Origin of the sequence: Halomonas sp. 328 (assembly GCF_015645095.1) — a bacterium.
Lineage (GTDB): Bacteria > Pseudomonadota > Gammaproteobacteria > Pseudomonadales > Halomonadaceae > Bisbaumannia.
Genome location: NZ_JADOTW010000015.1, coordinates 66,133 through 78,750, shown reverse-complemented (window position 1 = coordinate 78,750; position 12,618 = coordinate 66,133). Strand labels below are relative to the sequence as shown.

Genomic DNA, 12,618 nt, shown 5'->3' with positions numbered 1-12,618 from the left:
AATCGTTGGGGGTCGCCGCCGGGGTACGCGGCGCCCCCTTGCCTCATGGACGGTCCGCTAGAGGCGGATCCAGGTCGTCTTCAGCTGAGTAAACTTGTCCAGTGCATGCAGGGAGAGGTCGCGACCGAAGCCGGACTGCTTGTAGCCGCCGAAGGGCGTGCTGAAATCGATGGCATCCACGGTGTTGACCGAGACGGTACCGGCGCGCAGGCGCCGCGAGACCCGGTGGGCCCGGGAGAGGTTCTCGGTCCACACCGAGGCGGCCAGGCCATAGATGGAGTCGTTGGCGATGGCCACCGCCTCGTCCTCGTCGGCGAATTCGATCAGCGCCGCTACCGGGCCGAAGATCTCTTCCCGGGCGATGGTCATCTGCGGCGTCACCCCCTCGAAGAGGGTCGGCGACACGAAGGCGCCCTCGGCATCCGCCGCTGGCGCCTCGCCCAGGGCGAGGTTCGCGCCCTCCTCCACGCCCAGGCGGATGAAGCCACGCACCCGCTGGGCATGGTCGTTATCGATCAGCGAGCCGACATTGGTCTCCGGGTCGAGGGGATCGCCCACCTTGAGCTTGGCAGCCGCCGCGACGAAGTGGGCCACGAAGGCCTCCTTGATCTCGCGCTGCACCAGGATCCGCGAGTTGGCGGAGCACACCTCGCCCTGGTTGAAGTAGATGCCCTGCACCGCGGCGGCGGCGGCCGCCTCCAGGTCGCAGTCGGCGAAGACCAGGTTGGGGCTCTTGCCCCCGCACTCCAGCCACACCTGCTTCATGTTCGAGCGGGCGGCATAGTCGAGGAAGCGCTTGCCGGTGGCGGTGGAGCCGGTGAAGGTCAGGCAGTCCACGTCCGGGTGCAGGCCCAGCGCCTGGCCGGTGATATGGCCGTGGCCGGGCAGCACGTTGAAGACACCGTCGGGCAGGCCCGCCTCCTTGGCCAGTTCCGCCAGGCGCAGCCCGGTCAGCGGCGACTGCTCCGCCGGCTTGAGGATCACGCTGTTGCCGGCGGCCAGCGCCGGGGCCAGCTTCCAGGCGGTGATATCCAGCGGGAAGTTCCAGGGAATCACCGCCGCCACCACGCCGAGCGCTTCCCGGGTGATGGTGGCCAGGTTGTCGCCGTCGGTGGGCGCTACCTCGCCATACAGCTTGTCGGTGGCCTCGGCATACCAGGCGAAACAGCCGGCGGCACCGGGGATATCGATGCCGTGGGCATCGCTGATCGGCTTACCGGTGTCCAGGGTCTCGAGCAGTGCCAGCTCGTCCTGGTGCTCCATCATCAAGGCCGCCAGACGCTGCAGCACCGCCTTGCGATGGGCCGGGGCGGCCTGGGACCAGGTGCCCGCCTCGAAACTGGCCCGAGCCGCGGCCACCGCCGCCTCGACCTCCGCCTCGCCACAGGCGGCGACCTCGGTGATCGCCTCGCCGGTGGCCGGGTTCCAGGTGGTCAGGGTGGCGCCATCCGCCGCTTCCCGGCGCTGGCCATCGATAAAGGCGCCACCGGGCAGGCTCAGCCGAGTGCGCAGGTCACGCCAGTAGGAAAGATCGTGTGCCGCCATCGGAATCACTCCAGTTGTCGGATTTGTCATTGGGCCTCGAGAGGCGCGAATCACGAGTGGTGAGTTCACGATAGCCCCGGGCCTTGCTTTACTAAAATATTATTATGCTAAGCGCTGACTCAGCTTTTTTGATGCAGTGCCGGGCGAGATCCTGGCCGGGTGGGCCTGATCGTCGCCGACGCAGAGGGCGACCAACGCTGCCGGCGCCGGCCATTCCATGGCAAGAGGGCCATAAGGGCTATCGCGGTGGCGAATAACTGGCAACGCTTATGCAGCGCCAGTCATGCCAATAAGTCCTGACCTCGGAGGGGGCGGCCGTGGCCGGCTCGCCGACGCCCGGGCCCCGGGCGTCGGCGAGCCGGAGGGGCTAGTCGCGCCCCATCAGGTACTCGGCCACCGCCTGATAGGCAGGCAGTGAAGTGGGATCATTGGCGGCGTTGGCGGCCACCGGGTGGGAGGCGAAACGCACGATCACCATCTCGGCGGTGGGATCGATATAGATCGTCTGACCATGCACGCCCCGGGCGGCGAAGGCCCCATGAGCGTTGTGCAGCACCCACCACATGCCGCGATAGCTGCCCCCCGGCAAATGGGCGTAACCGGCCCGGGCGAAGGCAGCCTGGTCTCCGCCTTGGCGAATGCGCTGTACCGCCTCGGCAGGAAAGAGTCGCTGGCCCTGGACCTCGCCCTCGTCGAGGACCAGTTGACCGAAGCGGGCCAGGTCCCGCAGCCCCGCGCTCAGCCCACCCCCGGCGAAGGGGGTGCCGATGGAGTCCACCGTGAAGTAGGCGGCCTGCTCGGCGCCGAGTCGCTGCCAGATCCGTTCGGAGAGCAGGTCGCTGACCGACTGCCCCGTCGTGCGAGCAATGATCCAGCCCAGGGCATCGGTATTGATGGTGCGATAGCCGAAGGCCTCGCCATGGACTCCCTCGGGCCGCACCGTGGCCAGGAATTCGTAATAGGTGCGCGGCCCCTGGTAGTCCGCGGGTTTGGGCAAGGGGCTGGCGGCGGCATTGTAGGCCCAGATTTCCGCGTCGGGATCGGCATAATCCTCGCTGAAGGCGAGCCCCGTGGTCATCTCCATCACCTGGCGAACCGTGGCATCGCCGAAGGCGCTCTCGGCAAGCTCCGGCAGCAGCTCGCCCACCCGGGCATTCTCGTCGAGGGCCCCTTCCGCCACCAGGATCTCCGCCAGCAGCCCGGTCAGCGACTTGGTCACCGACATGGCCCCATGCACGCCCGTCTCGTCCAGGCAGCCGGCGTAGTGCTCGTAGACCAGCCGACCACGATGAAGAATCACCAGCCCATCGGTGTAATTGGCCTCCAGCGCCTGCGCCCAGGTCATCGGCTCATCGCGGTTCAGCGGCGTAAAGGTCACGGCATCGATGCCCGGGTCGAGGTCCGTCAGCAGGGGAGTCGGCGCCCCCAGGCCGCGGCTGACGCGCCGGGTAGGTAGCAGCTCGCGAAAGTGGCAGACCGTCCAGCGCAGCTTGGGAAAGCTGAAGTAGTCGGCATCCGGCTGGCCGATGATCCGCTCCGGCGGCGGGGGAAAACCCTGCATCCAGCCCAGGGCCCGCGGATCGGAGGCCGCCGCGTCGGAGAAATCGTCGGCCGCCAGGGCGCTGGCGCCCAGCAAAGTCCCGCAGGCCAAAAGACCAATGGCCATGGACCGTTGCCACGAATCGCGCGAAGACGCCATGGAGCACTTCCTCTGTGATGAACGGGGTCGCCGATCGTGCACCGCCCCTCGACTCTTTCAGCTTGGCGAGGCGAGAGCGAAATTGCTACTGCCGCGGGCGGCGGTTCAGTCGCTCCCGTCCGAGCCGATCCGGGGACCTGGGCGAGTTCCACAGGAGAGCGCCAGCGCCTTAGTCGCGCTCGTCCAAGCCGATCAACCGCTCGGGGACCTGGGCGAGATAGGGCGCGAGCTGCTCCAGGGTCGGCGACAGGGAGTCGGCGTCGCAGGCCAGCCGGTGCATCGCCTCGGCGGCGGGGCTCAGGCGCAGCCCGCGCAGGCAGGCGATGCCCATGGAGAGTGGCGGCGCCTCGTCGCTCAGGACCAGGGCCTTGAGGCGCCCGCCGTCGAAGGCGTCCAGGGTGGTCAGGGGGGTATTGAACAGCGAGAAGCCGAAGCCGTTGGCCACCAGGCCGCGAATCATGTCCATCGACTTGGCGCGGTGGGCCACCGTCGGCGAAAGCCCCTGATGGGAGAAGATCGACAGGAAGTAGTCCCGGCTCAGCGGCCAGTCGAGCATCACCATGGGGTATTCCACCAGCTCGGCGAGGCGCACGCTGTCGCGGCCGGCCAGGGGGTGGTCGGCGCTGACCACCGCATAGGGGGGAAAGCGGTAGAGGGGCGTGAAATCGACGCCTTCCGGGACCTGGAGGTCGTAGGTAAAGGCCAGCTCGTAGTCCCCCTTGCCGAGGCCGGCGACGATATCCGCCTGGTTCATCTCGTCGCACTGCAGGCTGACCGCCGGGTAGCGATCGGCGTAGCGGCGCAGCAGTTGGGGCAAGAAGACCGGGGCGAAGGTGGGAAAGGCCACCAGGCGCAGTTCGCCGCCGATCTCCTCGCCCAGGGAGACGGCGAAGCGCTCCAGCCCATCGGCGTCGCGCAGTAGCTGCTTGGCGCGCACCAGCAGTTGCTTGCCGGAGGGGGTCAGGGAGAGCCCCTGGGCGTGATGGCGCACGAAGAGCTGCAGGCCGGTGGTCTCCTCGATCTGCTGGATGGCCGCGGAGATGGAGGGCTGGGAGACGTGCAGCTGCCGGGCCGCCTGGGTGACGCTGGAGAGGTCGCCGGCGACGACGAAGTAGCGCAGCTGCTTGAGGGTAAAGTGACGCATCGACGGGGTTCCGGGCTCGGGGACTCGAGGCGGCGACGCCGCCTGCCCCGAGCATACCAAGGCTGGCCCAGGGGCGTTAGCGCCCTCTCTGATCGCGGGCCACCGCAACTAGAATGGCTAAGGGGCGCTGGGGGCAGGGCAGAGCGGGGGTCCTATGCCAGGGATGGCATCGGTAGCGCCCAGGGAGGGGTTCACAGCGCCCCGCGATGACCTGCCCCCAGGGTAGCCCCGGGCCTCAACCTTAAGGCGATCTAAACGGACGACACCTCGGCGCAGGCGCGATCCAGGCGGGCCACCGCCTCGGGGTCGGCCAGGGCCTCGGTCAGCCGTGCCAGGAAGGCCTCGCAGCGACCCAGTTGCTCGCGGGTCACGTACTCGTCGGGCTGGTGGCCCTGGGCCATGCTGCCGGGGCCGCAGACCAGGGTGGGAATCCCCAGCTCGCGCTGGAAGAGCCCCGCCTCGGTGCCAAAGCCGATACGCTCGCGGCCCGGCTCGGCCAGCAGCGACAGGATCAGTTCCACCAGCTCGCCCTCCTCCGCCATGGCCAGGCCCGGGTAGTCGCCGAGCCAGCTCAGGGTGGCGCCCGCCTCGGGATGGCGTGCCTTGAGCTCCGCATCCAGGCGGTCGATCTCCGCCAGCAGCGGTGCCAGCAGTGCCTGCGGCGCCTCGTCCGGGACGTTGCGCACCTCGAAGTCGAGGCGACACTGGGCCGGGACGATATTCAGCGCCGTGCCGCCGGCGACGGTGCCCAATTGCAAGGTGGTATAGGGGATGGCGAAGCGGGTATCGAAGGGCCCGGTCTCGGCCTTGGCGGCCGCGGTGTCGGCGAACCACTGGATCAGCGGCGCCGCCGCCTGGATGGCATTGATGCCCTCCGGGGCCATGCCGGAGTGACAGGCGCGGCCGGTCACCTCGATGCGACCGGCCAGCTTGCCCTTGTGGGCGGTGGCCAGGCGCATGGAAGTGGGCTCGCCCACCACGCAGGCGGCGGGACGCACCCGGAAGCGGCGCATCGCCTCGAGCAGGCTGCGCACTCCCACGCAGCCCACCTCCTCGTCGTGGGAGAAGGCCAGGTGGATGGGGGCGACGAGTTCGGCCCGGGCCATGGCCGGCACGGCCGCCAGCACCGCCGCCAGGAAGCCCTTCATGTCCGCGGTGCCGCGGCCGTAGAGGCGCGGCCCCTTGACGGTCAGCCGATAGGGGTCGCTGCCCCAGGCCTGGCCGGTCACCGGCACGGTATCGGTATGCCCGGAGAGCATCACCCCGGGGCGGTCCTTGGGTCCGATGGTGGCGTAGAGGTTGGCCTTCTCGCCGCAAGCCGAGGGAACCAGGGTCGCCTCGATGCCATGCTCGGCGAGCGTGTCGCGCACGAAGTGGATCAGCGCCAGGTTGCTGCGATCGCTGGTGGTATCGAAGGCGATCAGCCGCGCCAGCAGATCGACACAGGCCGTCGAGGCATCGCTCATCGGTCGTCTCCCGGCACCCCATAGCCGGGTGCCCGATGGGGATCCACGGCACGGCAGAGGTAGGCGGCCCGCTCGGGGAGGTAGGCCTGCCAGACCATGCGCAGCTCCTGGATGGGGGCGATATGCCAGTCCACCCGCAGGTCCACCGCCGGCCAGCTGGCCTGCGCATAGACCTTGAGCCCCGCGGAATGCACCGGCCCCATCTCGCCACCGGCGGCCTGGGCCGCCTCCAGCGCCGCCAGCAGCCGCTCGGCGAGCTCCCCCGGGTGGCCCTCGAAGGTCTCCACCAGGGCATCGATCACCGCGCCGTCGGCGAGCATGTTGCCGCCGGCCACGCAGTCGCGGCCGCGCCGGGTGGCATGGATCCCCAGGGTCTCGGCGCCGCTGTGCACGGCGCTGCGGCCCTCGGCGTCCAGCACCTGCAGCTGGCGCCACTCGGGGAAGCGCTCCTCCTCGACGAGGCGTGCCAGCACGGTCTCGGCGGACAGGCCCTGGGCCAGCAGTTCGGTGCCGCGCTGGCCCAGCTCCGGGTTGGTGACATTCTGGGTCAATACGACCCCGCGTCCGGGGGCGACAAAGGGACAGCGGCTGGCCACGCAGATGCTCGAGGAACTGATGGCGGTGCCGAACTGGCCAGTCTCGCGGCAGAAGCCGGCGATGGAAAAGGTCATTGGGCGCCCTCCTCGTCGTCGGGGATCACGGCGATCACATCGATCTCCATCAGCCACTCCGGCTGGGCCAGGCCCGCCACCACCAGGCCGGTGGAGATGGGGTAGACCCCCTTGAGCCACTGCCCCACCTCCCGGTAGACCGGCTCGCGGAAACGCGGGTCGGTGATATAGGTGGTGGTCTTGACGATATGGCTGAGGTCGCTGCCGGCCTCCTCGAGCAACTGCTTGACGTTCTTCATCGCCTGGTTGGCCTGGGCGGCAGGGTCCCCCAGGCCGACCAGGCGTCCCTCGAAGTCGGTCCCCACCTGGCCGCGCACATAGACGGTATTGCCGGCCCGCACCGCCTGGCAGAGGTCGTTGTCCAGGCTCTGGTTGGGGTAGGTGGCCTTGGTATTGAACATGCGAATTCGGGTATGCGTCGGCATCGACGGCTCCTTGTTGCTGCTGAGGCAATAAAGGCGGGAGGCGGTGCGCCTCCCCGCTGGCTTATTCGACGGTGGCCGCCCGGCGCGGCGTGGCGTCATCGGCGCCTCGACACTGGGCCTCGGCGTGGTAGGCCAGGTACTTGCGCTGGGTGGCGATGTGATCGGCGATATGCTTGGCGTCGTGCCACACCCCCCAGATAAAGCTGGAGCCACGCCGCGACAACCAGGGCAGGCCGACGAAGTAGACGCCGGGCTCGCGGGAGACGCCGCGCTGGTGCTGGGGCTTGCCGTTGTCGTCGAAGGCATCCACCTTCAGCCAGCGGTAGTCCACCGAGAAGCCGGTGGCCCAGACGATGGTGGTGATGCCGGCCTCGGCCAGATCGAGCTCGAGCAGCGGCTCTCGCACGCAGGCCGGGTCGGCGGGGATGCGCCGCGCCTCGGGCTCCTCCGGCAGGTCGAGGCCATTGCGACGGGCATAGTCGTCGGCGGCATCGAGCATCGACAGGTAGTTGGCGTCGCCGGCGGCCAGGTTGTCGACCAGGTCGGATTCGAAGGTGACCTTGCCGTCGGCGAAGGCGCGGGTCCGTCCGACCAGGGTCATGCCCCGGTGGGCCAGCTCGCGGAAGTCGATGGTCTTGCCGCCATCGGCGCCGCTCACCGCGATGGTGACGTGCTCGGTGCCGGGCTTCATCATCTCGGCGTCCCACTCGCCGAGCACCCCCAGCCACCAGCAGAAGTCACGGCCTCGGTAGGCCCGGGGCGGACGATCGTGTGGCCCCACCGAGAGATAGACCTGCCGGCCCGAGCGCTGCAGCTCCTCGGCGATCTGCACGCCGGAGGAGCCGGCACCCACCACCAGCACCGCCCCTGCCGGCAATTGCCCGGGGTTGCGATACTCGGCGGAATGAAGCTGGGTCAGGGAGGCATCGTCAGGGGCGATGGGCGGAATCACCGGCGTCTGGAAGGGGCCGGTGGCGGCCACCACCCGGTTGGCCTCGATCACCCCCTCGGAGGTCTCGATGGTAAAGCCGGGCCGGCTCGTATTGCGCACCACCGACTTGACCTCGACCCCGGTGCGGATGGGCGCCTGGATCTTCTCGGCATAGGCCTCGAAATAGGCGGCCACCCGCTCCTTGTCGGCGAAGGCGTCGGGGTCCAGGTCGTCGAACTCGAGCCCCGGGAAGCGGTCGTGCCAGGCCGGGCCATTGGCCACCAGGGAGTCCCAGCGGCGGGTGCGCCAGGCCTCGGCGATGCGGTGACGTTCCAGTACCAGGTGGGGCACGCCCTGGTTGCTCAGGTGTTCGCTCATGGCCACGCCGGCCTGACCGCCGCCCACCACCAGGGTATCGATCGTTTCTACTGTCATGCTGCGTCCTCCGGGTGAAGTCGTTATGCCCACACCTTAGGCGCGCCCCATGGTTAGATAAAATATAGTTATTCTGGCTTTTGCATTGAAAAAACCGATTCTAAAGAAACGCCGCGGGCGATCGAGAATAGCTATCGGGCATTATTCCCAAAATATATATAAAACAGGATTGTCATTACTTATTGACTGGTTTAGCCTGCACCGCAACATCCTTAATTTCGTGCGGAGCCCATGACCATGTTCAAGCCTTCCTGGATTCGCCGCGGCATCCTGGCCGCCGCCCTCGGCAGCAGCGTCGTCGTCGCCACCCCGGCCCTGGCCCAGGAGCGCGAGCTGCTCAACTCCTCCTACGACATCGCCCGGGAGCTATTCTCCGCCATCAACCCGGACTTTATCGCCTACTGGGAAGCCGAACACGGCGAGAGCGTCGGCGTACAGCAGTCCCATGGCGGCTCCTCCGCCCAGGCCCGGGCCATCATGCAGGGCCTGCGCGCCGACGTGGTGACCTATAACCAGGTCACCGACGTCCAGGTACTGGCCGACGCCGGCCTGGTGGCCGAGGAGTGGCAGCAGGCCCTGCCCAACAATGCCTCCCCCTACTACTCCACCACCGCCTTCCTGGTGCGCAAGGACAACCCCAAGGGCATCGAGAGCTGGGACGACCTGGTGCGCGAGGACGTGCGCATCGTCTTCCCCAACCCCAAGACCTCCGGCAACGGCCGCTACACCTACCTGGCCGCCTGGGGCTTCGCCGAGCAGGCCTTCGACGGCGACGAGGAACAGATCCACGACTTCATGCGCACCTTCCTGCGCAACGTGGCGGTCTTCGACACCGGCGGTCGCGGCGCCACCACCAGCTTTATCGAGCGCGGCCTGGGCGATGTGCTGATCAGCTTCGAGTCCGAGGTCAACAACATCCGCGGCGAGTACGGCAGCGACGACTACGAGGTGATCGTGCCGCCGGTGAGCATCCTCGCCGAGTTCCCGGTGGCGGTGGTGGAGAGCAATGCCCAGCGCAACGGCACCGAGGACCTGGCCCGGGGCTACCTGGACTACCTCTACAGCGAGGAAGGCCAGCGCACCCTGGCCGGCTTCAACTACCGGGTCCACCACGAGGCGGTGGTCGAAGAGTTCGCCGAGCAGTTCCCCGAGACCGAGCTGCTGCGCGTCGAGGAGGTCTTCGGCAGCTGGGAGCAGGCCATGGAAGCGCACTTCGCCGGCGGCGCCCTGCTCGACCAACTGCAGCGTCGCTAAGTCCCCATGAGCCTCGCCCTTCCCCGCCTCACGGGTCGTCGCCGGGTCCTGCCCGGCTTCGGCCTGTCGCTGGGCATCAGCCTGATGTTCGTCTCGCTGGTGCTGTTGCTGCCCATGACCAGCCTGGTAGGGCAGCTCTCCGGCATCAGCCTGGCCGAATACTGGGCCATCATCAGCGATGGCCGGGTCGTCGCCAGCTACACCGTGACCATCGGCGCCGCCGCCCTGGCGGCGCTGGTCAACGGCGCCTTCGGCCTGCTGCTGGCCTGGGTGCTGGTGCGCTACGAGTTTCCCGGCAAGCGCCTGCTCGACGCCCTGATGGACCTGCCCTTCGCCCTGCCCACGGCGGTGGCCGGCATCACCCTGGCCACCCTCTACGCCAGCAACGGCTGGATGGGACGGCTGCTCGAACCGCTGGGCCTGCAGGTGGCCTACACCTGGGTGGGCATCGCCCTGGCCATGGCCTTTACCAGCATCCCCTTCGTGGTGCGTACCGTGCAGCCGGTGCTGGAGGACCTGCCCCAGGAGGTGGACGAGGCGGCCCTGACCCTGGGCGCCAGTGACGCCACCGCCTTCCGCCGGGTGATCCTGCCGCACCTGTGGCCGGCGCTGGTGACCGGCACGGGCCTGGCCTTCGTCCGCTCGCTGGGCGAGTTCGGCGCCATCATCTTTATCGCCGGCAACATGCCTTTTGAAACCGAGATCACCGCCCTGATGATCTTCGTCAAGCTCCAGGAGTACGACTACGTGGGCGCCTCGGCCATCGCCTCGGTGGTGCTGATGGTGTCGCTGGCCCTGCTCCTGGCGATCAATGTCTGGCAGGGGCGCTTTATCAAGCGCCTGCATGGGGGGCGTGGCTGATGCAACGGATCGGTGATGCCCCGGCGGTGCGCCGGGGACTGATTGGCGCCGCCCTGGTTCTCTCGGCGCTCTTCCTGCTGCTGCCCCTGGTGGCCATCTTCGCCCAGGCCTTCACCCAGGGCATGGGCGTCTTCTGGGCCAATGTCAGCGACCACTACACGCTACGCGCCATCGGCCTGACGCTCTTTATCACCGTGCTGACGATTCCCGTCTGCCTGGTGTTCGGCGTGGCCCTGGCCTGGCTGGTGACCCGCTTCAGCTTCCCGGGGCGGCGCCTGCTGCAGACCCTGATCGATATCCCCTTCGCCGTGTCGCCGGTCGTGGCGGGGCTGATCTACCTGCTGCTCTACGGCCGCAACGGCTGGGTCGGTGGCTGGCTGGATGGCCACGACATCCAGCTGATGTTCGCCTGGCCGGGGATCCTGATGGTGACCATCTTCGTCACCTGCCCCTTCGTGGCCCGGGAGCTGATCCCGCTGATGCAGGCCCAGGGTTCCCGGGAAGAGGAAGCGGCGGTGACCCTGGGCGCCTCCGGCGCCACCATCTTCCGCCGGGTGACCCTGCCCAATATCCGCTGGGCGCTGCTCTACGGGGTGATCCTCACCAATGCCCGGGCGGTGGGCGAGTTCGGCGCCGTCTCGGTGGTCTCCGGGGCCATCCGCGGCCAGACCAATACCCTGCCGCTGCACCTGGAGCAGCTCTACCAGGACTACAACACCGTGGGCGCCTTCGCCAGTGCTGCGTTACTGGCCCTGATCGCCCTGTTCACGCTGGCCGCCAAGGCCGGCCTGGAATGGCGCGCCGCGCGCCGGGAGGCTTGATCATGGGCATTCGCCTGAGCCAAATCGCCAAGACCTACGGCCGTCCGGGCACGCCCCGGGCCCTGGAGCCCATCGACCTGGAGATCGCCAGCGGCGAACTGGTGGGCCTGCTGGGTCCCTCCGGCTCCGGCAAGACCACCTTGCTGCGGATCATCGCCGGCCTCGAGCAGGCCGACCGCAACCCGGCCGGCACCATCCACTTCGGCAGCCGCGACGTCACCGACGTGCATGTGCGGGACCGGCGCATCGGCTTCGTCTTCCAGCACTACGCGCTGTTCAAGCACATGACGGTGTTCGACAACGTGGCCTTCGGCCTCACCGTGCAGCCGCGCAAGAGCCGCCCCTCGAGCGGCGAGATCCGCACCCGGGTGCACCAATTGCTGGAGATGGTGCAGTTGGAACGCTTCGCCAAGCGCTACCCGGCGGAGCTCTCCGGCGGCCAGCAGCAGCGGGTCTCCCTGGCCCGGGCCCTGGCCCTGCGCCCCGAGGTACTGCTGCTCGACGAACCCTTCGGTGCCCTGGACGCCAAGGTACGCCAGGACCTGCGCCGCTGGCTGCGCCACCTGCATGACGAGCTGAACTTCACCAGCGTCTTCGTCACCCACGACCAGGAGGAGGCCCTGGAGCTCTCCGACCGGGTGGTGGTGATGAGCGATGGCCGCATCGAGCAGATCGATGCCCCCGCGGACCTCTATCGGGCCCCGGCCAACCGCTTCGTCTTCGAGTTCCTGGGCGACGTCAATCGCCTGGAGGGCGAGGTGCGCGACGGCGTGCTGACCTGCGGCGAGGCCCGCCTGGCGGTCGACCTGCCCGAGGGGCCCCAGGAGCTGCTGCTGCGTCCCCATGAGCTGAGCCTGGACGCCGCCCCCAGTGCCACCGCCCACCTGCCGGTGACGGTCACCGCCGTGGTGCCGGTGGGCGCCGAGGTGCGCGTCGAGCTGGCCGCCGACTGGCTCGCCGAGCCCTGGCTCGCCACCATCGGCCATGGCGATTTCGAGCGCCTCGACGTCAGGCGCGGCCAGCGCCTCCATGCCCGGCCCCAGCGCTGGCACCGCTTCGGCGCCGAGGACCGGCCGGCGGCCAAGCCCAGCCTGGCCTGAGTCGATAACAGCCGGCAGTTGAAGAGGCCCGGGGCTAACCTGGGGGCAGGCCTTCGCGGGGCGCGGTAAACCCCTCCCTGGGCGCTACTTTTGCCCTGCTTCGCTCTCGCATCCTGCTCCGCTCACAGGGCCGGGGCTGGCCATCCATGGCAAGCCCGTTCGGAGCAGTGCTCCTCACCCATGGCAAAAAACCCCCGCTCCGCCCTGCCCCCAGCGCCCCTTAGCCATGCCAGCTACGAAGTCTTATTCGGGGCATCCATCGCTTT

The 12,618-nt window shown here is 68.5% G+C and carries 11 protein-coding genes; 4 read left to right on the top strand and 7 right to left on the bottom strand.

What is annotated here, in order from left to right; translation table 11 throughout:
- Positions 1-57: 57 nt before the first annotated feature.
- From IHD13_RS09400 to IHD13_RS09370, 7 genes are all read right to left on the bottom strand, one after another.
- Positions 58-1,545 carry an aldehyde dehydrogenase gene (locus IHD13_RS09400; RefSeq protein WP_195860787.1) on the bottom strand — a complete coding sequence of 496 codons (1,488 nt, stop codon included), beginning with the start codon at positions 1,543-1,545 and terminating at the stop codon, positions 58-60.
- A 367-nt stretch (positions 1,546-1,912) separates the two neighbouring features.
- Complete coding sequence (locus tag IHD13_RS09395; protein ID WP_230086229.1) at positions 1,913-3,211, bottom strand: serine hydrolase domain-containing protein; 1,299 nt, start codon at positions 3,209-3,211, stop codon at positions 1,913-1,915.
- A gap of 202 nt (positions 3,212-3,413) precedes the next feature.
- Entirely contained in the window at positions 3,414-4,388 is a 975-nt protein-coding gene (locus IHD13_RS09390; RefSeq protein ID WP_195860785.1) for a LysR family transcriptional regulator, read from the bottom strand.
- Between the two features lie 251 nt (positions 4,389-4,639).
- Positions 4,640-5,854, bottom strand: a complete 1,215-nt coding sequence (gene argE, locus IHD13_RS09385; protein WP_195860784.1) for an acetylornithine deacetylase — start codon at positions 5,852-5,854, stop codon at positions 4,640-4,642.
- On the bottom strand, positions 5,851-6,525 hold the full coding sequence (locus IHD13_RS09380) for a DUF1028 domain-containing protein (RefSeq protein ID WP_195860783.1): 675 nt from the start codon (positions 6,523-6,525) through the stop codon (positions 5,851-5,853). The genes argE and IHD13_RS09380 overlap by 4 nt, the downstream gene beginning before the upstream one ends.
- Complete coding sequence (locus IHD13_RS09375) at positions 6,522-6,950, bottom strand: RidA family protein (protein WP_195860782.1); 429 nt, start codon at positions 6,948-6,950, stop codon at positions 6,522-6,524. The genes IHD13_RS09380 and IHD13_RS09375 overlap by 4 nt, the downstream gene beginning before the upstream one ends.
- Before the next feature lie 61 nt (positions 6,951-7,011).
- On the bottom strand, positions 7,012-8,316 hold the full coding sequence (locus IHD13_RS09370) for a flavin-containing monooxygenase (protein WP_195860781.1): 1,305 nt from the start codon (positions 8,314-8,316) through the stop codon (positions 7,012-7,014).
- Between the two features lie 237 nt (positions 8,317-8,553).
- Between IHD13_RS09370 and cysP the strand changes: the two genes are divergently transcribed.
- From cysP to IHD13_RS09350, 4 genes are read left to right on the top strand one after another with little or no spacing between them, the layout of a single operon-like run.
- Complete coding sequence (gene cysP, locus IHD13_RS09365) at positions 8,554-9,570, top strand: thiosulfate ABC transporter substrate-binding protein CysP (protein WP_195860780.1); 1,017 nt, start codon at positions 8,554-8,556, stop codon at positions 9,568-9,570.
- A 6-nt stretch (positions 9,571-9,576) separates the two neighbouring features.
- Positions 9,577-10,431 carry a sulfate ABC transporter permease subunit CysT gene (gene cysT / locus IHD13_RS09360; protein ID WP_195860779.1) on the top strand — a complete coding sequence of 285 codons (855 nt, stop codon included), beginning with the start codon at positions 9,577-9,579 and terminating at the stop codon, positions 10,429-10,431.
- A complete protein-coding gene (cysW, locus tag IHD13_RS09355) occupies positions 10,431-11,252 on the top strand; it encodes a sulfate ABC transporter permease subunit CysW (protein ID WP_195860778.1) in 822 nt (273 codons plus the stop codon). The genes cysT and cysW overlap by 1 nt, the downstream gene beginning before the upstream one ends.
- 2 nt (positions 11,253-11,254) lie before the next feature.
- A complete protein-coding gene (locus tag IHD13_RS09350; protein ID WP_195860777.1) occupies positions 11,255-12,352 on the top strand; it encodes a sulfate/molybdate ABC transporter ATP-binding protein in 1,098 nt (365 codons plus the stop codon).
- Positions 12,353-12,618 lie beyond the last annotated feature (266 nt).